Annotated in this window: 18 protein-coding genes and 1 pseudogene; 4 read left to right on the plus strand and 15 right to left on the minus strand. The window is 71.9% G+C overall.

The window, feature by feature from the left end; genetic code table 11:
* Positions 1 to 275 precede the first annotated feature (275 nt).
* A complete protein-coding gene (locus KQY30_RS09300) occupies positions 276 to 932 on the plus strand; it encodes a bifunctional DNA primase/polymerase (protein WP_217306428.1) in 657 nt (218 codons plus the stop codon).
* Between the two features lie 156 nt (positions 933 to 1088).
* Here KQY30_RS09300 and ftsY read toward each other — a convergent pair whose 3' ends face one another.
* The 5 genes and pseudogenes from ftsY to KQY30_RS09325 all read right to left on the minus strand — a co-directional run bounded on the left by ftsY (position 1089) and on the right by KQY30_RS09325 (position 9299).
* Positions 1089 to 2300, minus strand: coding sequence for a signal recognition particle-docking protein FtsY (ftsY, locus tag KQY30_RS09305; RefSeq protein WP_217306429.1), 1212 nt, complete (start codon positions 2298 to 2300; stop codon positions 1089 to 1091).
* Positions 2301 to 2355: 55 nt separating this feature from the next.
* Positions 2356 to 3777 (minus strand): sugar porter family MFS transporter, encoded by a 1422-nt coding sequence (locus tag KQY30_RS09310; protein ID WP_217306430.1) that lies wholly within the window; start codon positions 3775 to 3777, stop codon positions 2356 to 2358.
* A 229-nt stretch (positions 3778 to 4006) separates the two neighbouring features.
* Positions 4007 to 8217 (minus strand): annotated as a pseudogene (locus KQY30_RS09315) (AAA family ATPase).
* 201 nt (positions 8218 to 8418) lie between these two features.
* Complete coding sequence (locus KQY30_RS09320; protein WP_046496132.1) at positions 8419 to 8637, minus strand: hypothetical protein; 219 nt, start codon at positions 8635 to 8637, stop codon at positions 8419 to 8421.
* Positions 8638 to 9017: 380 nt separating this feature from the next.
* Positions 9018 to 9299: an acylphosphatase gene (locus tag KQY30_RS09325; protein WP_217306431.1), complete on the minus strand. Its 282-nt coding sequence runs from the start codon at positions 9297 to 9299 to the stop codon at positions 9018 to 9020.
* Positions 9300 to 9476: 177 nt separating this feature from the next.
* On the opposite strand from KQY30_RS09325, the gene KQY30_RS09330 reads away from it, so the two are divergent.
* Both KQY30_RS09330 and KQY30_RS09335 read left to right on the plus strand, forming a co-directional pair.
* The gene (locus KQY30_RS09330) at positions 9477 to 10391 is read left to right on the plus strand and encodes a CAP domain-containing protein (RefSeq protein WP_217306432.1); all 915 of its coding nucleotides are present in this window, start codon (positions 9477 to 9479) and stop codon (positions 10389 to 10391) included.
* A gap of 104 nt (positions 10392 to 10495) precedes the next feature.
* Positions 10496 to 10870, plus strand: coding sequence for a helix-turn-helix domain-containing protein (locus tag KQY30_RS09335; RefSeq protein ID WP_217306433.1), 375 nt, complete (start codon positions 10496 to 10498; stop codon positions 10868 to 10870).
* On the opposite strand, the gene mutM is transcribed toward KQY30_RS09335, so the two are convergent.
* The 9 genes from mutM to KQY30_RS09380 form a co-directional block, all read right to left on the minus strand.
* Positions 10843 to 11727 carry a bifunctional DNA-formamidopyrimidine glycosylase/DNA-(apurinic or apyrimidinic site) lyase gene (gene mutM / locus KQY30_RS09340; protein WP_217306434.1) on the minus strand — a complete coding sequence of 295 codons (885 nt, stop codon included), beginning with the start codon at positions 11725 to 11727 and terminating at the stop codon, positions 10843 to 10845. The two genes, KQY30_RS09335 and mutM, sit on opposite strands and share 28 nt — an antisense overlap.
* A gap of 87 nt (positions 11728 to 11814) precedes the next feature.
* Positions 11815 to 12717: a ribonuclease III gene (gene rnc / locus KQY30_RS09345; protein WP_217306435.1), complete on the minus strand. Its 903-nt coding sequence runs from the start codon at positions 12715 to 12717 to the stop codon at positions 11815 to 11817.
* 19 nt (positions 12718 to 12736) lie between these two features.
* Positions 12737 to 12910, minus strand: coding sequence for a 50S ribosomal protein L32 (gene rpmF / locus KQY30_RS09350; protein ID WP_030753522.1), 174 nt, complete (start codon positions 12908 to 12910; stop codon positions 12737 to 12739).
* Positions 12911 to 12912: 2 nt separating this feature from the next.
* On the minus strand, positions 12913 to 13551 hold the full coding sequence (locus KQY30_RS09355; protein WP_217310929.1) for a DUF177 domain-containing protein: 639 nt from the start codon (positions 13549 to 13551) through the stop codon (positions 12913 to 12915).
* 207 nt (positions 13552 to 13758) lie between these two features.
* Positions 13759 to 14928 (minus strand): ATP synthase F0 subunit B, encoded by a 1170-nt coding sequence (locus KQY30_RS09360; RefSeq protein WP_217306436.1) that lies wholly within the window; start codon positions 14926 to 14928, stop codon positions 13759 to 13761.
* Between the two features lie 98 nt (positions 14929 to 15026).
* Entirely contained in the window at positions 15027 to 15506 is a 480-nt protein-coding gene (coaD, locus tag KQY30_RS09365; protein WP_198533724.1) for a pantetheine-phosphate adenylyltransferase, read from the minus strand.
* Between the two features lie 26 nt (positions 15507 to 15532).
* Entirely contained in the window at positions 15533 to 16117 is a 585-nt protein-coding gene (rsmD, locus tag KQY30_RS09370) for a 16S rRNA (guanine(966)-N(2))-methyltransferase RsmD (RefSeq protein ID WP_217306437.1), read from the minus strand.
* Positions 16118 to 16314: 197 nt separating this feature from the next.
* The gene (gene recG, locus KQY30_RS09375; protein ID WP_217306438.1) at positions 16315 to 18549 is read right to left on the minus strand and encodes an ATP-dependent DNA helicase RecG; all 2235 of its coding nucleotides are present in this window, start codon (positions 18547 to 18549) and stop codon (positions 16315 to 16317) included.
* An 82-nt stretch (positions 18550 to 18631) separates the two neighbouring features.
* Positions 18632 to 20305, minus strand: a complete 1674-nt coding sequence (locus tag KQY30_RS09380) for a DAK2 domain-containing protein (RefSeq protein WP_254407036.1) — start codon at positions 20303 to 20305, stop codon at positions 18632 to 18634.
* 275 nt (positions 20306 to 20580) lie between these two features.
* On the opposite strand from KQY30_RS09380, the gene rpmB reads away from it, so the two are divergent.
* A complete protein-coding gene (gene rpmB / locus KQY30_RS09385) occupies positions 20581 to 20766 on the plus strand; it encodes a 50S ribosomal protein L28 (protein WP_028426177.1) in 186 nt (61 codons plus the stop codon).
* Positions 20767 to 20848: 82 nt separating this feature from the next.
* Here the strand turns inward: rpmB and thiD are convergent, their stop codons facing one another.
* Positions 20849 to 21682 (minus strand): bifunctional hydroxymethylpyrimidine kinase/phosphomethylpyrimidine kinase, encoded by an 834-nt coding sequence (gene thiD, locus KQY30_RS09390; RefSeq protein WP_217306440.1) that lies wholly within the window; start codon positions 21680 to 21682, stop codon positions 20849 to 20851.
* Positions 21683 to 21725: the final 43 nt, after the last annotated feature.

Raw genomic sequence — 21725 nt, forward strand, 5'->3', positions numbered from 1 at the left:
ACTGAAAGTAATCCTACGATCACCCGTCCAGCGAGGGTGATTCCACAAACGCCACCATTCGCCACCCCTTCGAATGAACTCACCTATGACGGGGCGCGATTCACTTGACACACAATGATCAGCGGCGGGCGGAGCGTCGCACGCCGGGGCGCGCGCTTCCGGGCGCACTCCCCCGAGTGCCCCTTGGCGCCGCCCGTACCGCCCCGGTGGCGACGGAGTGTCACGGGCAGACTGCGAGACGTAACCACCGGTGAGTACGACCCGTTGGAGGGGGCATGGGCTTCACGATCGGCGGCATCCGGGAGATGCGGTCCGGCTCACGGCGCCGCGGCCGCGCGACAGAGTGCACCGCGGTGGCGGAGTACACCGGGCTCTGGGGCTGGGACGTCGTGCCGGGGGCGCGCGCCGCGGGCGGCCGGTGCTCCTGCGGCGCGGCGGACTGCGCGGCGCCGGGGGCGCATCCGCTGGACTTCCGCCCCGAGGTCCCGGCGGGCGCCACGCTGGACGAGGTCACCCGGGCCTGGTCGGGGGCGCCGGGCGCGGCGGTGCTGCTGCCGGTGGGCCGCGGCTTCGACATCATCGACGTGGCGGAGCAGGCGGGCTGCCGCGCGCTGGTACGGCTCGAACGGATGGGGCTGCCGCTGGGCCCGGTCCTGGCGACGCCGACCGGCCGTACGTACTTCTTCGTCGCGCCGGGCGCCGCGGCCGAACTGCCCGAACTGCTCTACCGGATGGGCTGGGACGACGCCGATCTGGACCTGCACGGCCTGGGTCCGGGCAGCCACGTACCGGCGCCGCCCTCGGAGGTGCCGGGTCTCGGTCCGGTCCGCTGGCTGCGTCCTCCGTCGCTGGACACCGCCGCCGACCCGCCCCAGGCCCGGCTGCTGCTGGGCACCCTGGCGTATATCTGCCACCGGTCGTCGACTTCGTAGGGCCGGCTCCGTAGAAGAACTCCCTGGGAGAGGCCTTCGCAAGGAGACCCTCGTAAAAACGAGAGGCGGGGCGCTGGGATGCCCTCCCGCCCCTCGGGCACCCCGCCCCGCTCCCGTTCCTCCGCGGGCCTCAGCCGCCGGTCGGCCTCGGCCGGCTCAGTCGCCGATCAGTGCGTCCACGAACGCCTCGGGCTCGAACGGCGCCAGATCGTCCGCGCCCTCGCCCAGCCCCACCAGCTTCACCGGTACGCCCAGCTCCCGCTGCACCGCGATCACGATGCCGCCCTTCGCCGTACCGTCCAGCTTGGTCAGCACGATGCCCGTGATGTCCACGATCTCCGCGAACACCCGCGCCTGCACCAGCCCGTTCTGCCCGGTCGTCGCGTCCAGCACCAGCAGCACCTCGTCCAGCGGCCCGTGCTTCTCCACGACCCGCTTGACCTTGCCCAGCTCGTCCATCAGCCCGGTCTTGGTGTGCAGCCGGCCGGCGGTGTCGATCAGGACCACGTCCGCGCTCTCCGCGATGCCCTCCTTGACCGCGTCGAAGGCGATCGACGCGGGGTCGCCGCCCTCGGGACCCCGTACCGTACGAGCACCGACCCGCTCCCCCCAGGTCTGGAGCTGATCGGCCGCCGCCGCCCGGAAGGTGTCCGCCGCGCCGAGCACGACCGACCGGCCGTCCGCGACCAGCACCCGCGCCAGCTTGCCGGTCGTGGTCGTCTTCCCGGTGCCGTTGACCCCGACGACCAGCACGACGGCCGGGGTGTCCAGCACGCTCTCGGTCTTCACCGCGCGGTCGAAGTCCGTGCCGAGGAGCTGTACGAGTTCGTCCTTGAGCAGCGCGCGCAGCTCGTCCGGCGTCCGCGTGCCCAGGACCCGTACCCGCTCCCGCAGCCGCTCGACCAGTTCCTGTGTGGGAGCGACACCGACATCCGCGGTCAGGAGGGTGTCCTCGACCTCCTCCCAGGTGTCCTCGTCTAGGTGCTCACGGGACAGCAGGGTGAGCAGCCCCTTGCCGAGGGAGCTCTGTGAGCGCGCGAGCCGGGCGCGCAGCCGGACCAGCCGGCCCGCCGTCGGCTCGGGGATCTCGATCGCCGGGGCGAGCGGCTCGGCGACGGCCGTGTCCTCGACCGCGACCGTGGTGGCGCCGGAGTCGGGGAGGCCGACCTCCTCGATGGTGCGGCGCGGTTCGTCGTGCGGCTCCTCCGCCTCGTCGCCGACGTGCGGTTCGGCGGGCGGGGCTGTGATGGTCGGCGTGCTCGGCGGTGCGGGCGGCTGTTTTTTCTTTTTGCGACTGCCGACCACAAGCCCGCCGATCGCGACGACCGCGACCAGGGCGATGACTACAACAAGGATGACGGTTTCCACCACCTCATCTTCGCAGGGCACGAGCGGCGGTGCCGCGACGGCGTCCTGAGGCGGATCAGCCCATCTCCTCCAGCGTTCTGCCCTTGGTCTCCTTCACGAACAGCAGCACAAAAGGAATGGAGAGCACGGCGAAGAATGTGTAGATGAGGTAGGTCCCCGAGAGATTCCAGTCCGCCAGGCTCGGAAAGCTCGCGGTGATCGCCCAGTTGGCGATCCACTGGGCCGCGGCGGCGACGCCGAGGGCGGCGGCCCGGATCCTGTTCGGGAACATCTCGCCGAGGAATACCCACACGACGACACCCCAGGACAGTGCGAAGAAGAGCACGAACACATGGGCCGCGATCAGCGCGACTGTTCCCTGGGTGGCGGGCAGTCTGCCGTTGACGAGAGGGGCGGAGAACGCCCAGGCCTCACAGGCGAGCGCGAGTGCCATTCCCGTGGATCCGACGAGCGCGAGCGGCTTCCGGCCGACCCGGTCCACCAGCACCATGGCGATCACGGTGCCGATGATGTTCACGATCGACGTGGTGAACGAATAGAAGAACGAGCCGGACGGATCGACGCCGACCGACTGCCAGAGCGTCGCCGAGTAGTAGAACGCGACATTGATCCCGACGAGCTGCTGGAACATCGAGAGCCCGATGCCCACCCAGACGATCGGCAGGAAGTAGAACCGGCTGCCCTTCAGATCCCGGAAGGTCGATGAGTGTTCACGGCGCATCGCCCGCTCGATCTCGGCGACCCGGGCGTCCAGATCGGCATCCTTGCTCTCGACCTCGGCGAGCACCTCCTTGGCGTGCCGCGTCCGGCCCACGGAGATCAGATAGCGCGGCGACTCGGGAATGGCCAGGGTCAGCAGCCCGTACAGCAGCGCGGGCACGATCATCACGCCGAGCATCCACTGCCAGGCCTCCAGGCCGAGCAGCCGGCCGCGCTGATCGCCGTCGGCGAGCCGGAGGATGCCGAAGTTCACAAGCTGGGAGACGGCGATACCGATGACGATGGCCGCCTGCTGGAAGGAACCGAGCCGGCCGCGGTAGGCGGCCGGGGAGACCTCGGCGATGTACGCGGGGCCGATCACCGACGCCATGCCGATCGCGAAGCCGCCGATGATCCGCCAGACCGCCAGGTCGTAGATGTCGAAGGGCAGCGCGGAGCCGACGGCGCTGACGGTGAAGAGCACGGCGGCGATCCGCATGCAGCGGATGCGCCCGATCCGGTCGGCGATCCGGCCCGCGGTGGCCGCGCCGATCGCGCAGCCGATCAGCGCGATGGCGATGACCTGGGCGAGGGCGGCGGATCCGATGCCGTACCGGCTGCGGATCGCCTCGACCGCGCCGTTGATCACCGAACTGTCGTAGCCGAAGAGGAAACCGCCCATCGCGGCGGCGGCCGTGATGAAGACGACATGGCCGAGGTGTTCCGGGCGAGCGGCCCGGCCCCCGGTCGACGGCGGCGTCTCCGCTGCGCTGGTCACATGGTCTCCTGGGGCCGCCCGGCCGCGCCGGGCGTGCGTCGGGGTGCGGCGAGCCCTTCCAGTGGGGCACAGCTCGCGGCTGCCCACCACCCGGCGGTGGAAACGGCCGGAGACGGTACGAGTGGTACGGGGACGGGCCCGGGCGTTCCGTCCGCGGCCCGGCCGCGATGTGCCCCCGGCGGTGTCCGCGACTCGCCCGCGGTGTGCCCGCTGCTCGCCCGACTGACCGTCAGCGCAGCCGCTGGCTGATGACTTTGGAGACCCCGTCGCCCTGCATGGAGACCCCGTACAGCGCGTCCGCGACCTCCATCGTCCGCTTCTGATGCGTGATCACAATGAGCTGGGAGCTTTCCTGGAGCTCCTGCATGATGCGGATCAGCCGCTGGAGATTGGTGTCGTCGAGGGCCGCCTCGACCTCGTCCATCACATAGAACGGGCTCGGCCTGGCCTTGAAGATGGACACCAGCAACGCGACGGCGGTCAGGGACCGTTCACCACCGGAGAGCAGCGAGAGCCGCTTCACCTTCTTGCCCGGGGGTCTGGCCTCGACATCGACCCCCGTGGTGAGCATGTTCTCTGGGTCGGTCAGGACCAGCCGCCCTTCTCCACCGGGGAAGAGCCGGGAGAAGACCCCCTCGAACTGGACGGCCGTGTCCCGGTACGCCTCGGTGAACACCTGCTCGACGCGCTCGTCGACGCTCTTCACCACCTGGAGCAGATCCGCGCGGGTCTTCTTGAGGTCTTCGAGCTGCTCGGACAGGAACTTGTGCCGTTCCTCCAGCGCCGCGAACTCCTCAAGGGCGAGCGGGTTCACCTTTCCGAGCTGCTGGTAGGCCCGTTCGGCCGACTTGAGCCGCTTCTCCTGCTCGGACCGTACGTACGGCTTCGGCTGGTTGCGCGGGTGCGCGGGGTCCTCGGGCAGTTCCTCGCCCTCGGCGGGCGGCGACGGCGGTACGAGCTGGTCCGGGCCGTATTCGGCGATCAGCCCGGCCGGTTCGACGCCCAGCTCCTCCAGGGCCCTGGTCTCCAACTGCTCGATCCGCAGCCGTTTCTCGGCGCCGAGGACCTCGCCGCGGTGGACGGAGTCGGTGAGCTTGTCCAGCTCGTTCTTGAGGTCGCGGCCCTGGTTGCGCTCGGCGACGAGTTCCCGTTCGCGTTCCGCCTTGGCGGTCTCGGCCGCGGCGCGCTCGGCCTCGGCCCGTACGACCGACACCTCGACATGCGCGAGGAGCTGGCGGGCGCCGGCCGCGACGGCTCCGGCGATCTCGGCCTCGTGGCGCAGCCTGGCCCGCCGCTGCTCGGCGCGCGCCCGCGCGGCGCGCTCGGCGCGCGCCCCCGGTCGAGTGCGTCGGCCCGGCCCGCGAGCCCCTTCACCCGCTCCTCGTGGGTACGAACCTGGAGGCGGGCCTCCATCTCGGTCTGGCGGGCGTTGGCACCGTCGGCGGCGAGCCGGTCCCGTACGGAGGTGTCGGGCTCCTCCTCGCCACCGTCCCCGAAGGAGGACGCCTCCTCGGCGACGAGCAGCCGCTCGGTCAGCTCCTCGACCTCCTGGGTGGCGCGCTCCAGCGCCTCCTGGGCCTTGGCGACGGCCGCGGCGGTACGTTCCGCCTCGCCCACGGCGCCACGGGCCTGCCCGGAGAGCCGGCCCAGCCGCCCGGAGACGGCGGACTTCTCCCGGTCGGCGGCCCGGCGCCGCTCCCCCAGCTCCTCCACGAGCGCCGCGCACTCGGCACGCCGCTCGGTCGCGCGCCGCCGGGTCTCGTCCAGCTCCCCGCACCGTACGACCAGCTCGGCCAGCTCAGCGGCGGCCTCGTCCACGGACGCCCGGACCTCCAGCAGACTGGGCGCTCCCGCGGACCCGCCCTGCGCGAAGTGCGCCCCGAGCGCGTCGCCCTCAGCGGTAACGGCGATCGCCCCGGGGTGCGCGCGGACGAGTTCCTCGGCGTCATCGAGCGACGCGACAACGACGGCGTCCCGCACCATCCACCGCACGGCCTCGATGAGCCCGGCGGGCCCCCGGACCAGCTCCCCCACGGCGATCGGATCCCCTTCGCGGCCGGGCGGCCCGCCTGCGTCACCGGATCCCGACGGCGTGTCCGCGCCGGAGACGAACAGGCTGCTGTCGCCTGCCCGCGCGGGCGCAGGAAACCCACCGGCAGGTACCCCCGGCTCGACCGGCGCCCCGCCCGTCTGCACGGCCGACCCGGCACCGTCACCGCGCGCGGACACCTGCGTATACACACCACCGCCCGGACCCGTCCCGACATCGGCAGCCCGCACAGGCGCCCCACCCGACACGCCAGGCTCCCCGGTCGAACCGCCCACCTGTACGGGCACCCCACCGACCGGACCGGCATCGGCACGACCAAGTCCCGCACCACCGGAACCGCCCACCTGAGCGGAGACCTCACCCACCGCCCCGGGCCCGCCCGACACACCAGGCCCCCCAGTCGAACCACCCGCCTGCACAGGCACCCCACCGCCCGAGCCAGCATCGGCTCGACCAAATCCCCCTCCACCGGCACCGCCCACCCGAGCAGAGACCTCAGGCACCCCACCCGACACACCAGGCTCCCCAGTCGAACCGCCCGCCTGCGCGGGCACCCCACCACCCGGGCCCGGCGTCGGTTCGGGGTGGGCGTCGGTTCGGTTCGATGCCGGGGCCGCCGAGTCGGCCGCCTGCGCGGGTACGCCCGCCGGCCCGGCGGGCGCCGGGGGCCGCGTCGTCGATACCAGCAGTGACGCCCTGCCCGCGTCCTCCGACCTGAGCAGTCGGATCGCCTCGGCCGCCGCCGACGGGTTCGTCACCGCGATCGCGTCCGCCGCCGCGCCCAGGGCCGCCGAGACCGGGATCTCGTAGCCCGGGGTGACCGTCAGGAGTTCCGCGGCCGGACCGAGGACGCCGGTGAGGCGGTCGCGGGCGGCGAGGAGTGCGCCGGTGCCGTCCTTGCGGCGGAGGCCGAGGGCGAGGGCGTCGTGGCGGGCGGCGACCGCCGCGCGGTCGCGCTCCGCCGCCGACGCCGCCTCGCGCGCCGCCGTCAGCGCGGCCTCCGCCTCCGCCTGGGCGCCCCGCGCCGCCTCGTACCGCCCCGCCAGCTCGTGGTCATCGGCGTCCAGACCGTCCACCTCGGCCTTGAGCTGCTCGTACTCCTCCTGCGCGGCCGCCGCCCGCTCCCGAGCCTCGTCCCGTGCCGCCGCGAGCCGGCCGATCTCCGCCTGGGCCGAGGCGGCCCGGCTGCGGGCCGCGTTGACCTGGCCGGTCAGCCGGGCCAGGCTCTCGCGCCGGTCCGCGATCGCCCGCGCCGCGTCCTTCAGCCTGCGCTCCTCCGCCGCCAGCGCCCGCTCCAGCTCGGCGCGGTGCGCGACGGTGTCCTCACGCGCGTGCTCCGCCGCCTCCAGCGCGGCCTCCAGCTCCGCCTCCTGCTCACGGATCCGGGCCGCCTCGCGCTCCATGTCCTCGGGGTCGCGCCCCCGCGGCTCCTCCGTCGGCGCCGCGGTCGCGCTCTTGACCCGCGCGTCCGCCAGCGAGACCGTACCGCGCACCCGCTCCGCGAGCTGCGACAGCTCGTACCACGTCTGCTGGGCCCGCTGAAGCCGCGGCGCGAGCCGCCGTACCTCGTCCTCCAGCTCCGCCTCCCGCGCCAGCGCCGCCTTGAGCCGCCCCTCCGCGTCCTCCTTGCGCTGCTTCAGCTCCGCCTCGTCCGCGATCTCCGTACGCAGCGCCTCCCGCAGCCGTACGAGATCGTCGGCGAGCAGCCGCAGCCGCGCGTCGCGCAGATCGGCCTGGATGACGGCGGCCCGGCGCGCGACCGCGGCCTGCCGTCCGAGCGGCTTGAGCTGGCGGCGCAGCTCATCGGTGAGGTCCTGGACCCTGGCCAGATTCGCCCGCATGGCGTCCAGCTTCCGCAGCGCCTTCTCTTTCCGCTTGCGGTGCTTCAGTACGCCCGCCGCCTCCTCGATGAAGGCCCGGCGCCCCATCGGATCGGCGTGCAGGACCGAGTCGAGCTGGCCCTGCCCGACGATCACATGCATCTCGCGGCCGATGCCCGAGTCGGACAGCAGCTCCTGGATGTCGAGGAGCCGGCACGTGTCCCCGTTGAGCTGGTACTCGCTGCCGCCGTTGCGGAACATGATCCGGGTGATCGTGACCTCGGCGTAGTCGATCGGCAGCGCGCCGTCGGAGTTGTCAATGGTCAGCGAGACCTCCGCGCGCCCGAGCGGCGGCCGCCCGGTCGTCCCGGCGAAGATCACATCCTCCATCTTGCCGCCGCGCAGCGACTTGGCCCCCTGCTCGCCCATCACCCACGAGAGCGCGTCCACGACATTGGACTTGCCCGAGCCGTTCGGCCCCACGACACAGGTGATGCCGGGCTCGAAACGCAGGGTCGTGGCCGAGGCGAAGGATTTGAACCCGCGAAGGGTCATGGCCTTGAGATGCACGCCGCTGGACTCTACCCCGCCCCGATCGTCCGCTGCCGGTTTCACCGCCGAACCCGCAGGGCACATCAGACGTTAAGAAAGTCGTTGCGGCGCCAACAAAGCTTCGTACAGCGGAAGATGGGGAAGAAAGAAGGGACGCCGAAGCGTCCCTTGCATATTCTTGCGAGAGTGTTTCTCACCTGAACCCGAGGGGGGCTGTCGTCAGGTGAGCGCAGGCTCCGCCTGGTGTACGTCAATGTCGATGCCGTCGAGCAGCGACTCTCCAGGGTGCTGTGCGACGGCCGCGTTCAGGGCGTCGTTCTCGGACTGGATCCGTACGAGTTCGGATTCGAGGTCCTGAACGCGCTGCTGAAGCCGTCGCATCTCGGCGAGGAGTCGCGGGTCGGAACCGCCGACATAACCGAGAAGCGCCTTTGCCATGATGGATGGTCCTCCACACTGAGTGACCGACCGGATGCGGTGTGGGTCGTGAGGGAAATCGCACCCGCGGTGCTTGGCAGTGCTTGTGCTGCTGCGGTTCTTTCCTGCCAAACAGCTGAGGTGCGCGGGGATTCCAGACTCTCACCAAAAAGTTTGACGGTCAACACGATCACAGCGCGTGCCGACGGACCGCCCGCCGGACAGGGCCGCGGCCTGCGCGGCGCCGGCTCTCCCGCGGTGCCCGGGGGGCATCGAGATCGTCGTTAACCGGGCAGCCTGGCACGGCCGGCCGTCCTTGGCAACCACCAGGTCATCGCGGGCTTGCGCATGTGCCCCGGGCATGGGGGCGGGTTCCGGACAGGCCCTCCGGAGGGGGACGCTCAGCGGATCGCGAAGGTCTCGTACACCTCGCGCGGGGTGTCCCAGATCTCAGTCACTCCGTCTACGCGCCCGGGTGTGTCGGAGGAACGCAGCCACTCCAGCAGACGGTGGCAATTCTCACGTGACCCCTCGGCGACGACCTGCACCCGGCCGTCGTCCAGATTCAGCGCGAAACCGGTGAGCCCGCCGATCTCCAGGGCGTTCGCCCTGGTGAACCAGCGGAATCCCACTCCCTGCACCCGGCCGCGCACCCAGGCCGTGAGCCGTACGTTCTCCGTCATGCCCGCAAGCATGCCCGTAAGCCGGCCGGCCGAATGCTCACGAGGCCCAGCGGCCCCACCTGCCATGCCGTACAGTCCCGTCGCAATGAGCCTCACTCGTACGGGTGAGTCGCATCGCCATCGAGAAGCACGTCGAGAAGCACGCTGCCGTCGAGAAGCATGAGGAAGGCACCGCAGATGGGACGCCATCGACGCTCCGCCGCACCCGCCGCACCCGCCATGCCCGCCGCCGGGGAGTACGACGGTACGGCGGCGGTCCGCCACCGGGGCGGGGCGCGCAGGAAGGGGCGGGCTGTCGCCCCGATCCGTACGGGCCTGCTCGGCGCCTCCGCGGCGATGGCCGTCGGCGCGGTCGCCGTGGCCTCGGGCCTGCTGCCGGGCGGCGACGAGTACACGGTGGGCGGCAGTGCCCCCGACGGGCGGATCAGCACCGAGGGCGCGTCCGAGCCGGCGCAGCAGGGCGGCGCGTCCGCGGAACCGACGCGCGAGACCTCCGCGTCCCCGTCGGTCACCGCCACGCCGACGGGGTCCCCCTCGAAGCGGGCCACCCCCACCGCGGCGAAGCCGTCCGTCCCCGCGCAGCGTACGAAGACCACCGCGCCCGCGACGCCGAAGCCGGAGGCGGAGCCGAAGCGGCAGAGCGCCTCCCCGTTCGTCAGCAAGACGCCGGTGCCGGAGCAGACCACCAAGCGGGCCGTCGAGACGCCCGCCGCGCCCAGCTCCACCGCGGCCGCCGTGCTCGGCCTGGTCAACGCGGAGCGCGCGCAGGCGGGCTGCGGGCCGGTCAAGGCCGATGCCGGGCTGACCGCGCTGGCGCAGGACTTCAGCGAGGACATGGCGGCGCGCGGCTTCTTCGACCACACCGACCCCGACGGCAGGACGCCCTGGGACCGGGCCGAGAGCGCGGGCGTCGAAGGCCTGGGCGGCGAGAACATAGCCCGTGGCCAGGCCACCGCGCAGGCGGTGATGGACTCCTGGATGAACAGCGAGGGCCACCGCGCGAACATACTGAACTGCGACTACACCCGGCTGGGCGTCGGGGTGCACACCGGCTCCGGCGGCCCCTGGTGGACCCAGGACTTCGGCTTCTAGCTTCTGGCCAGGCGCTTCCGGAGTCACGCGGAGTGCCGCTCGGACTGCTCACCAACAGAAAGCGCTGCCCTTCGGGTGGCGCTTTCCGGCTGTAGGGTGCCGATATGGACGTTTCCGCCTTCGACGTGTTCTCCCGGCAGTGCCCCTCGCGCGCCACGCTGGAGCATGTCACCGGCCGCTGGGGCAGCCTGACGCTCGGCGCGCTGTACGAGAGCGGCTGCCGCTTCAATGAACTGCGGCGGCGGATCGACGGCGTCAGCGAGAAGATGCTCTCCCAGACCCTGCACGCCCTGGAGCGCGACGGGCTGGTGCGCCGCGACGCGCAGCCGGTCAATCCGCCCCGGGTCGACTACGAGCTGACTCCGCTGGGCCGGGAGATCGCCGGGTCGCTGCTCGGTCTCATCCGTCTGGTCGAGGGGCGGATGCCCGAGGTGCTCGCGGCCCGGGAGCGTTACGACACGCCGCGCGGCGGCCGCTGACAGCGCGGGCAGAAATAGCTGGACCGGTTCATCCAGGGCCGGCGGCGGATCGGCGTGCCGCACCGCCGGCACGGCTCGCCCTCACGCCCGTACGCGTCGAGCGACCGGTCGAAGTAGCCCGATTCGCCGTTCACGTTGATGTACAGACTGTCAAAGCTGGTGCCGCCGGCCGCGAGCGCCTCGTTCATCACCTCGCGCGCGCATCCGAGCAGCTCGGCGGAGCGTGGCCGGGTCAGGGTCGCGGTCGGCCGCTCGTAGTGCAGCTTCGCGCGCCAGAGCGCCTCGTCCGCGTAGATATTGCCGACGCCGCTGATCAGCGACTGGTCGAGCAGCGCGCGCTTGACGGTGGTACGGCGCTGCCGCAGCGCGGTGTGGAAGGCGTCGTCGTCGAAGGCCGGGTCGAGAGGGTCCCTGGCGATGTGCGCGATGACATCGGGCAGACCGTCGGGGGTGGTGTCGTGGAGGGAGAGGCCGCCAAAGGTGCGCTGGTCGACGAAGCGCAGCTCCGTACCGAGGCTGTCGGCGAAGCGGATCCGGATCCGCAGATGCTTCTCGTCTGGGGCGTCCTCGGGTCTGACGAGAAGCTGGCCGCTCATGCCGAGATGCCCGAGGATCGCGGTGTCGGAGCCGGAGTCGGTGTCGGCGTGGGGCGCGGCGAGGGGCAGCCACAGGTATTTGCCGCGGCGGCGGGCCGTACCGATCGTGTGCCCCTTGAGGCGCGCCGCGAAGTCCTCGCCGCCCGCGAGATGGCGCCGGACCGCGCGCGGGTGCAGCACCTCGGTCTCGGCGACGGTCCTGCCGCCGACCCAGCGCTCCAGTCCACGCCGGACGACTTCGACCTCGGGCAGCTCGGGCAACGGGACTCCTCGGAACTAAGGCGGCGGTACGGCGTACGCCCCTCGTGCCGGACCGGCGCGAGGGGCGTACGGGAAGGGAACGGCCGGTCAGGCGGCCGGGTCGGCCGGTGCCTGCCCCGGCGGGTCCGGGTGCGAAGAGGTGTCGGCGGCCCCTCCACTCCCATCGTCTCCGGCGTCGGGCCCGGCGTGGTCACCGGTCCCGGCCGCGGTGGACTCGGGCCCGGCTTCGGCGGCCGCGCGCTCCGCCGCCGCCCGGTCGTCCGCCGCGGTCCTGATCGCCCGCCACGCGGACTCCGCCGCCTGCTGCTCCGCTTCCTTCTTGCTGCGGCCGGTGCCGGTGCCGTACGAGACACCACCGACGCGGGCGGCAGCAGTGAAGGTCTTCTCGTGGTCGGGACCCGTTTCCGTGACGAGATACTCGGGAACCCCGAGGCTCTCCGCCGCGGTCAGCTCCTGGAGACTGGTCTTCCAGTCCAGGCCGGCCCCGAGGTTGGAGGACTTCTCGATCAGCGGGTCGAAGAGCCGGTGCACCAGCTCGGACGCCGCGTCGAGGCCCTGGTCGAGATAGACCGCGCCGATCACCGCTTCCAGGGTGTCGGCGAGGATGGACGCCTTGTCCCGGCCTCCCGTGCCCTCTTCGCCCCGGCCGAGCCGGATGAAGGAGCCGAGTTCCAGGCCGCGGCCCACTTCCGCCAGCGCACGTGAGTTGACCACCGCGGCCCGCAGCTTGGCCAGTTGGCCTTCGGGCAGATCGGGGTGGGTGCGGTACAGCGTGTCCGTGACCACCAGGCCGAGCACCGAATCCCCGAGGAATTCGAGCCGTTCGTTGGTGGGCAGACCGCCGTTCTCGTACGCGTACGAACGGTGGGTCAGCGCTCGGACCAGAAGGGCGGTCTCGAGCTGATACCCGAGCCGCCCTTCCAGAAGCGTGTGGGACGAGGCCGAACTGACATTGTCTGGCTGCTTCTTGTCAGGGGACAGTTCAGACATCGAGCCTCTCACCAGCCGCTCAGACCTCGAGGACCTGGCGCTTGTTATAGGTGCCGCAGCTCGGGCACGCGATGTGCTGAAGCTTCGGCTCCTGGCAGCGCTCGCACGCCACCAGGGTGGGGACCGCAGCCTTCCACTGCGACCGGCGGTGGCGCGTGTTGCTGCGCGACATCTTCCGCTTCGGAACAGCCACGGCTACTTCTCCTGCTTCTCGTCGGCGCCCGCGTCGGCGCCGCCCATGTTGTCCTTCTCGCCGTCCTTGACGGTCTCGGCGAGTCCCTGCAGTGCCGCCCAACGGATGTCGACGGCGTCATGGTGGTGACCCGGGCTCTCGTCCAGCCTGATCCCGCACTCGGAACACAGGCCGCCGCAGTCCTCCCGGCACACCGGCTGCATCGGCAGTGCGAGTACCACCGCGTCACGCAGCACCGGTTCGAGGTCGAACAGTCCGTCCTCGATGAAGAGCCTGTCCTCGTCGTCCTCGGCATCGTCGTCCGGTTCCGCACGGGTGCGGCCCCGGTCGTCGGTGTCGTGGTACGAGAACAGCTCCTGGAAGTCCGCCGCCACCTCCTGGCGCAGCGGCTCCAGACACCTTACGCACTCCCCCTCGACGGTCGCACGGGCGGTGCCCGTCGCGAGCACCCCTTCCATGACCGATTCGAGGCGGAGGTCCAGCTCCACGGTCGCGCCCTCGGGCGCCCCGATCACCCCCGCGATACCGAAGTCCCTGGGGGCGGGTGCCGAGCGGGTCAGCCTCTGGAGCGCACCGGGTCGCCGCCCCAGCTCGTGTGTGTCGAACACGAGGGGGTTGCGGTGGTCGAGGCGCGCGTTCAGGACTTTTCCCGCTTTCGGATCGTGAGGGGGCCGCTACGTCGCGGAAGCGAAACAGGCAGCGTAGGTCAGCGTTTTACACGCGACCGAAGAGCCAGGGTACTGGACCGGCCGCCATAGGCCCAATCCGGTCCCCCGGCACAGCAGGCCCCGCGGCGGGTGCCGCAACCGCCGGAGCGGGGGCCGGACCGGCTCCCGGCCGGCGCCGGGTCAGCGCCCCTGCTCGTACCGGCGGAGCTGCTCCATGTCGATCATGCTGGTGTCGAAGAAGCTGGTCTCGTCGAGGGAGCCCTGCTGGCCGGCGGGCGCGGGCAGCGCCGGAAGTTCCGCCTGGGGCGCGGCCGGCTGCTGCCAGCCGTAGTTCGGGTCGTACCCCTGGTTCTGCGGCTGGCCCTGGCCGTAGTCCTGCTGCTGGTACGCGTACGGGTCCTGCTGGTAGCCGTAGGCGTCCTGCTGCTGGTATCCGCCGTAGCCCGCGTCGGCCGCGGCGTACGCGGGGTCCTGGTAGCCCGTCTCGGTGTACCCGGTGGCGGCGGGCTGCGCGTAGGCGGGCGCGGGATCGGCGTACGGCTGCTGCGCCGGTACGGGCGGGACCTCGGCCGGGACCACGGGGGCGGCGGGCGTGGCGGGGATGTCCGCGAGGCCCGCCAGATAGTCCTCGTCGCTGCCGCGCCCCTGCGGGCCCGCCGCGTCCTGCGCCGCCATGTGTGCCCCGAGGTCGTCGGAGGCGGTACGGCCGTGCAGCTTCTGGCGGCCCCGTCCGACCGCTTCGAGGGTCTTGGACAGCACGGCCTCGAAGGCGCCGAGCTTGGCGTCCACATAGTCGTCGGCGCGCCGGATCAGGGTGTCGGGGTCGGCGCTGTACTCGGGCGCGTCGTCGGCGTCGTCGGCGTCACCGCCGTCGGGCGAGCCGTATCCGTGCCCGTCGGCGCCCGGACCGCGGCCGAGCAGCTTCTCCCGGCCCCGGTCGACGGAGCCGATGGTCTTGGTGAGGACGACCTCGAAGTTGGCGAGCTTGGAGTCGACGTAGTCGTCCGCCTCGGCGCGGATCTCCTCGGCCTCCCTGCGTGCCTCGTCGAGGATCCTGGCCGCCTCGTCCTGGGACTGGCGGGCGATCGCGGTGTCGGAGATCAGCGCGGTGCGCTGGGTGTGCGCCGCGCCGATGATGCGCTCGGCCTCCTGCCTGGCCTGCTCGGCGAGCTGCTCGTGGCCGCCGAGCAGCTCCTGGGCCTGCGCCAGCGACTGCGGCAGCGCTTCCCGTACCTCTTCGAGCATCGCGAGCAGCTCGGCGCGGTTCACCACGCAGGACGCCGACATGGGCATGGAGCGGGCGCTGCCCACCGTGTCGACGATCTCGTCGAGCTTCTTCTGCACGTCCACCGGTGCTCGCCACTCTCTCAGACTGGTTGGAAGACGGACGCATCGACTGTAAGGCCACGGCGAGCCCGTCCGACACCGGGTGACGCGCAGTCAGTCCCTCAGCGCTTGCCTAGGCGCTCCATCAGGGCCGTGTGGACGGCCGGGGGCAGCAGGTGGGAGACGTCTCCGCCCCAGGTCGCGACCTCTTTGACCAGGGAGGACGACAGGAAGCTGTAGGTCGGGTTGGTGGGGACGAACAGGGTCTCCACGCCCGAGAGGCCATTGTTCATCTGGGCCATCTGGAGCTCGTAGTCGAAGTCGCTGACGGCCCGCAGCCCCTTCACGATCGCGGGGATGTCCCGCTCCTTGCAGAAGTCGACCAGCAGCCCGTGGAAGGCCTCGACCTCGACATTGCCGAATTCGGCGGTCACCTCGCGGATCAGCGCGATCCGCTCCTCGATGGTGAACAGCCCCTTCTTGGACTGGTTGATCATTACCGCGACATGTACGACGTCGTACAGCTTGGAGGCGCGGGCGATGATGTCGAGATGTCCATTGGTGATGGGGTCGAAGGACCCCGGACAGACGGCGCGGCGCAACTGAACTCCCTCGCTCTCCGGTCCGGTCATGGTGCGGCTTCGCACGCTGAGGCGGCGCGACCGTACCAAAGCGTTCCCTCGCCGTAGCGACGGGACCGCAGTGGCGTGAAACCCTCCGGCCAGCCGAACTCCCCACTCCTGGTGCTCCGTTCCACGGTGGCGACGGCATCGCCGCTGAGCCACCCCCTTGTGTGGAGTGTGAGCAGGATCTCCCGAAGATCGTCGTCTCCGACGGCGTACGGCGGATCGAGGAACACCAGGTCGTACGGGGTGTCCGGGACGGGTCCCCGGACGATCTGCTCGGCCCTGCCGGTACGGACCTCCGCGCCGGGCAGTCCCAGTGCCCGCACGTTCTCGCGGACCGTTCGGACGGCGCGGCTGTCGGCCTCGACGAGGAGGGCGTGGGCGGCGCCGCGCGAGAGCGCCTCCAGGCCGACGGCGCCCGAGCCGGCGTACAGATCGGCGATCCGGACGGAGTCGAGGGTGCCGAGGAGCGACTGCCAGGTGCCGAAGAGTCCCTCGCGCGCCCGGTCGGAGGTGGGGCGGGTGCCGTTGCCGGGCGGTACGGCCAGGCGGCGTCCGCCGGCGGCACCGGCGATCACGCGGGTCATGGGTGTCGGGTCCTCGGGTCGTGGGCGGCAGGTCCGGGAAGTCCGGGAGGGCGGTGCCGGTGCGGAAGCTCTCGCCCCCACGATATGGCGTACGCACCGGGCGGGCCCGGCCGGTGCCGCCGGTCGCCCCGGACCCTCGGACGTGCCCGCCACGTGCCCGCCTGGGTCCCCCTACGTTGCCTTCCTCGCCCTCCTTGTCACCCCTTGTCGAGGAACTGCTCGCGTTCCGTGTCCAGCAGCGCGTCCAGTGCCGTACGCAGCTCGGGCGAGTCCGTCAGCTCCGGGTCGCGGGCGACCACCGCCGTGGCCTCCTCGCGTGCCGCCGCGATGACCTCCTCGTCGTCTATGACCGCGAGCATGCGCAGCGAGGAGCGCGCCCCGGACTGGGCCTGGCCGAGCACATCGCCCTCGCGGCGCTGTTCGAGGTCGATACGGGACAGCTCGAAGCCGTCGAGCGTGTCGGCGACCGCGCGGAGCCTGGCCCGGGCGGGGCTCGCCTCCGGCATGTCGGTCACCAGCAGGCAGAGACCTGGCGCCGAGCCCCGGCCGACCCGGCCGCGGAGCTGGTGGAGCTGGGAGACACCGAACCGGTCCGCGTCCATGATCACCATCGCGGTGGCATTGGGGACGTTCACCCCGACCTCGATGACCGTGGTCGCAACCAGGACGTCCACCTCGCCGGCGGCGAAGCGGCGCATCACGGCGTCCTTGTCGTCCGGCTGCATCCTGCCGTGCAGGACCTCGATACGGAGACCTCCCAGCGGCCCCCTGGTGAGCTGCTCGGCGACCTCCACCACGGCCAGCGGCGGCCGCTTCTCCGCGTCCTCGACGGCGGCCTTCCCGGCCTTCCGGGTCTTGCCGTTCCCGCCGGGCTTCCCGGCGTCGTCATCGTCGTCGCCGATGCGCGGGCAGACCACATACGCCTGGTGGCCCTTGCCGACCTCCTCGCGCACCCGCTCCCAGGCGCGCGCGAGGAAGTGCGGCTTGTCCTGGGCGGGGACCACATGGCTGGCGATCGGGGAGCGCCCGGCCGGGAGCTGGTCCAGCACGGAGGTCTCCAGATCGCCGAAGACCGTCATCGCGACCGTACGGGGAATGGGCGTGGCGGTCATCACCAGCAGATGCGGCGGCTGCTTGCCCTTGGAGCGCAGCGCGTCGCGCTGCTCCACACCGAAGCGGTGCTGTTCGTCCACCACGACCAGCCCCAGATCGTGGAACCGCACCTTGTCCTCGATCAGGGCGTGTGTCCCGATCACGATCCCGGCCTCCCCGGTGACCAGGTCGAGCAGGGCCTGACGGCGCGCCGCGGCGCCCATGGAGCCGGTGAGCAGCACGACCTTGGTGGCGTGCTCGGCGCCGCCGAGCATCCCGCCCTGGGCCAGCTCGCCCATCATCTCCGTGATCGAACGGTGGTGCTGCTGGGCGAGGACCTCGGTGGGCGCCAGCATGGCGGCCTGGCCGCCCGCGTCGACGACCGTGAGCATCGCGCGCAGCGCGACCAGGGTCTTGCCGGAACCGACCTCGCCCTGGAGCAGCCGGTGCATGGGGTGTTCGGTGGCGAGATCCGCGAAGATCTCGGCGGTGACCTTGCGCTGGCCGTCGGTGAGGGTGAAGGGCAGCCTCGCGTCGAACGCGTCGAGCACCCCGTCCGCGACCGGCTCACGGGCCACGGCGGGCAACTGCGCGTCGGCGAACCGCCGCCGGGCGAGGGCGACCTGGAGGACGAAGGCCTCGTCCCATTTCAGCCGCTGCCGGGCGTCCTCGATGTCCGCCCTGGTGTCGGGCCGGTGGACCTTGAGCAGGGCCTCGGGCAGCGGGACGAAGCCGCGGCCCTCGCGCAGCGCGGGCGGCAGCGGGTCGACGGCCTCGACGGCCCTGGGCAGTACGGCGTCGACCGCCTTGGTGATCTTCCAGGACTCCAGCCCCTTGCAGGCCGGATAAATCGGGATGAGCTTGCCCGCGAAGTCGTCCACGGCGCTCGCCGCGTCCGTCACGGAGTCGGCGCCCTCCCGGCCCAGCGGTACATAGGTGGGGTGCGCGAGCTGGAGCTTGCGGTTGAAGACGGAGACCTTGCCGGCGAACATCCCCCGGCTGCCGGGCGGCAGTTCCTTGTGCGGTTTGTGGATTCCCCTGCCGAAGAAGACCAGTTGGAGCCGGCCGCTGCCGTCGGTGAGGGTGATCTCCAGCCGCTGGCCGCGGCCCTGGTTGAACGTCAGGATCCGCGAGTCGGCGACCTGGGCCACCACCGTGACGTCCTCGTCCAGCGGCAGATCGGCGAGTGTGGTGAGCTGGCCGCGCTCCTCGTACCGCCGGGGGTAGTGGTGCAGCAGATCGCCGACCGTGTGCAGGCCGAGCTGCTCGCCCATCACCTTCGCGGTGGCGGGGCCGAGCGACTTCTTGAGGGGTTCATCCAGCGCGGACACGCGTTCCATTGCACACCACACCACTGACATGCGTCGCGCACCCCGCTGTTCCCGCAGGTCACAGCCGTGCCGCAGGCGGTGTCCGGGAGTGCTACTCCACGCCGACCAGCAGGGGTACGGACTGCCGGCCGCCCCGGTAGACCACCGTGTCGACGGCCAGATGTCCGTCGCGTACGTACTCCTCCAGGCGGTCGGCGAGAGCGTCCGGCACATCCTCGCCCAGCACCAGGGTCACCAGTTCGCCGCCGGCCGCGAGCATCCGGGAGAGCACGGCCTCGGCGGTGGCGGCGAGACCGGTGCCGATGACCGCCACGTCCCCGTCGATCAGCCCGAGGACATCGCCGGCCTGGCAGATCCCGGCCATGGTCCACGACTGCCGTTCGGCGACGGCCAGTTCGGCGTAGCGGGTGGCCCCGGCGGCGGTGGTCATCGCGACCACGTCCTCGTCGAAGCGGCGGTCGGGCTGGTGCACGGCGAGCGCGGCGAGGCCCTGCACGGCGGCCCGGGTGGGGATGAGGGCGACCCGTACCCCGTCGGCACGCGCCTGCTCCGCGGCGGCGGCCGCGGTGTGGTGGAGCCCGGTGTCGTTCGGCAGCAGCACCACCTCACGGGCGTGCGCGCGGCGGATCGCCTCGACCAGCTCACCGCTGGCGGGCGGCTCCCCGGGGCGCGCGAGTACGGTCGTCGCGCCGGCGTCCGCGCAGAGCACCGCGAGCCCCTCCCCCGGGACGACCGCGACGACGGCCCGCTGGGTACGCGCGGACCGCTCCGCGGCGGCGGCGCCGAAGTGGCTGATACGGATCCGGTACGGACGGCCCGCCTCGACCCCGGCCTCCACCGCCGCGCCCGCGTCATCGACATGGACATGCACGTTCCACAGCCCGTCGCCGCCACCGATGACCAGGGAGTCGCCCAGCCGGTCGAGCCGGTCCCGCAGCCGGGCCACGGCACGGTCGTCCGCCTCCAGCAGATAGATCACCTCGAAGGACGGCCCGTCGTCGGCCGGACAGGACACGGCCTCGGTGACGGCAGCGGGCTCGGCGTGGTCCTCGGAGCGGCGCTTCCGTACCGGGAAGGCGGCCGGTGCCTCCCCGGTGACGGACTGCACCAGCGCGCCCAGAACCGCGAGCAGTCCACGCCCGCCCGCGTCGACGACACCGGCGCGCGCGAGTACGGCGAGCTGGTCCGGGGTCGCGTCGAGGGCGGCGCGCGCTCCGGCGTACGCGGCTCGTACGGCGGCAGCTCCATCGCCGGGCGCCCCGCCCCGCGCCCCCCGCTCCGCCACCGCCGCTTCGGCGGCCTCCGCCGCCGCGGAGGCCACGCTGAGCATGGTGCCCTCGACGGGGTGGGCGACGGCCGCGCGGGCCAGCCCGGCGGCCCGCCGCAGCGCCGCCGCGATCCGGTCCCCGGTGAGACCGGCGAGACTCCCGTCGGCCGCCGGGGCGGTCAGCACCTCCGCCATCCCGCGCAGCAACTGCGCCAGGATCGTCCCGGAATTGCCCTTCGCCCCGATCAGCGCGCCATGCGCCATGGCCCGTACGGCATCGGCCGGCGCCGGCACGGTCGCACCGGTCTCGTGCGCCGCGAAGACCGCCTCGACCGCCTGCGCCGCGGACTCCACGGTCAGATAGAGATTGGTGCCGGTGTCACCGTCCGCGACCGGATAGACATTGATCGCGTCGATCTCCTCGCGCTCCCGGCCGAGGGCCTCCAGCGCCAGCGAGCACCAGTTCCGCACCTCTGCGGCGTCGAGGGTCTGCGGCACCTGATGGTCCTCCTTGAGCGGCCTGGAAGCGGCTGCACGCAGGGTAGCCCGCGTACGGCGGGCCGGAGCGTGTCCGGGCGACGGTACGGGCCGGGCGGGCGGGGGCCGGTCGGGGCCATGGTAGTTTCGTGGTGCCGAGGCAGGCGTTGTATGCTGCTTCGGTTGCCCGATGAGAGTCGGGCCATTCCCCCGGCAACGCCACATCAGTCACTGAGGTCACTGATTCCGGCCGCCGGATATCTCTGTACGTGCATCTGAAGTCTTTGGAGTGACCCGTGGCTGCCAACTGCGACGTCTGCGGCAAGGGGCCGGGCTTCGGCAACAGCATTTCGCACTCGCACCGCCGTACGCCCCGTCGCTGGAACCCGAACATCCAGCGCGTGCGTGCCGTGGTCGGTCGGACGCCGAAGCGGCTCAACGTCTGCACCTCGTGCATCAAGGCCGGCAAGGTCTCGCGCTGACGCCCGCGTCGTAGCGCAGCCCCTGCGGTTGCCTTGAAAAGCCGGTCCACCTCGGTGGACCGGCTTTTTGCCATGCCGCTTCTCAGACCGTCCCGCGGAAGCGCCAGGCGTGATCCACCGGGCCGATGCCCGCGCCCAGCGGAAAACCGTGCTCGATCGCCCCCGTCACATACTCCTTGGCCGCCACGACCGCCTCCACCACGCCCTTCCCGCCCGCCAGCCCGGCGGCGACGGCCGACGCGAGTGTGCAGCCGGTGCCATGCGTGTGCCGGTTGTCATGGCGCGGTGACCGCAGCCAGTGCTCCTCGCTGCCGTCGGTGAGCAGATCCACCGCGTCGCCCGGCAGATGCCCGCCCTTGATCAGCGCCCAGCGAGGCCCGAACTCCAGCAGGGCGTCCGCCGCGCGCCGCAGGTCCGCCTCGTCCTCCACCCGTACCCCGGTGAGCTGGGCCACCTCGTCCAGATTGGGGGTGGCGACGGTCGCGACCGGCAGCAGCAGGGTCCGTACGCCGTCCAGCGCCGAGGCGGCCAGCAGCGGATCGCCGTGCTTGGACACCCCGACCGGGTCGACGACCACCGGGGCACCGGTGTCCGCGAGGAGTCCGGCGACGGTCTCGACCAGCGCGGCGGAGGAGAGCATTCCGGTCTTCACCGCCTGGACACCGATGTCGTCGACGACCGCCCGGTACTGCGCCCGTACCGCGTCCACGGGCAGCTCCCAGGCACCGTGCACACCGAGGGAGTTCTGTGCCGTGACGGCGGTGAGGACGCTCATGCCGTGGACACCGAGGGCCAGCATGGTCTTGAGGTCCGCCTGGATGCCCGCACCGCCGCCGGAGTCGGATCCGGCGACGGTCAGCACACGCGGCGGCGCGGACGGGAGAGCTGGTCCTGGTACGGATACGGGTATCGCCATGAGCCCGAATCTACTGCCCTGCGGCGCCCCCGGATCCGCCGCC

This window comes from Streptomyces sp. GMY02 (genome assembly GCF_019056675.1).
In the GTDB taxonomy this organism is placed as follows: Bacteria; Actinomycetota; Actinomycetes; order Streptomycetales; family Streptomycetaceae; genus Streptomyces; species Streptomyces odonnellii.